Raw genomic sequence first — 1,315 nt, 5'->3', positions numbered from 1 at the left:
AAAGACAGAGTATAACCGACGAATCGAGATGATCGAGGGGTTCAAGAGCCTCCGAGAAATCGGGTGGAAGATTGAGCTAAACGGATCAACTTTTGAGATTACCAGACCTGGGATTAACAGTGTTTAGTGCGCGGTTTGAGGTAACATCCTCGGGTGTAAAGTACGCACCTCAACATAGGTTGCTGCGTACCTTGCACCCGAAACCTGCGTACCATGCACCCGAAACCTGCGTACCTTACACCCGACGCAAAACCCAAAAAACCGAGGGTTTCTGCGGGTTTGAGGGGTGTTTTGAGTTCGGATAGAATATATCTAATATATATTCTTCCCTGCGGGGAGAGAGCTAGGGCTCTTCCCCTGGGGAAGATAAATTTAAGGGGTATGGTGGTTTAGGAGTCTTAAAGACTTATGAGTTTGGTCTCAAAAAGATTAGCATCACAAGGGGGAAGGGTAGGAAGTGGTAAACTTAACTGTGTGAAACTCACTTCTCCACACCCCATTGATGCCAAACGGAAGAGAACAACGACCAATCCACAAAAGCCACCAAAAGCACCACACCCCCACCCCCGACCGATCACCCCCGTTTTCGCCCATACTTATGATTCGTCGGATTTTAAGAAAATATCTGTCAACCATCTGTCAAAACGATAGGGAATATCATCATACGAATGAAACTTGAGAATCTCACCCCGATGATGCTACCATTTTATAAAAACGACCATATCTAAGAGCCTTATTCTATCCAAAAATAATAAAGCCGGGAATACCTCCCGGCTTTATTACGATCATATCAAATTTCAGTGTAATAAACGCTACTCACCCTTCCGTCAAATGTTCTAATTTTCCGTGGAATTAAATAGTATCTATAATAATTCCAGCCCTGGTACTTCTTATTTTTAACGAAATGAAATCCATCAATTTCATCTAATAGTCTCCCATTTACTTCCCGTGTTAGTTTTCTCTCCTCCAACTGTTTTGCAATAATATCACTAATTATAAAATATATCCATTTGGTCGATAGTGCATACCCGACGAAATTAAACCGGAAATCTTCAAGAAATTTCTTTTGAACTTTGTAACGCGCTTTAGTTCTTTCGTAAAATCCATATCCTTCAGCCTCATTTCCAAACGGCATAATCAATCTCCTCCGCCCCTCACTTTCGTCGAGATGTTTTAATTTTAGTGGCATTTTGTCATCAAACAATATGTCAATAGTTTTGTCCAGAATTGTTAAATGGATTAGCGTTTCCCGCATAATTTTAATCCAAACCACAAGAGATTGATCTTCATGATTCGGAAGGTATTTATGAAATGA

1 protein-coding gene is annotated in these 1,315 nt (G+C 40.9%); it reads right to left on the bottom strand.

Translation table 11 applies throughout. The annotated features are described in order from the left end of the window. Positions 1–790: 790 nt before the first annotated feature. The coding region (locus VZ95_RS18360) for a hypothetical protein (protein WP_232302745.1) at positions 791–1,315 on the bottom strand (525 nt) is incomplete at its 5' end.

The organism is Elstera litoralis, assembly GCF_000963705.1.
GTDB classification, from domain to species: domain Bacteria; phylum Pseudomonadota; class Alphaproteobacteria; order Elsterales; family Elsteraceae; genus Elstera; species Elstera litoralis.
The sequence above is the reverse complement of the archived record's forward strand: the minus strand, read 5'-3'. Positions and strand labels throughout refer to the sequence as shown.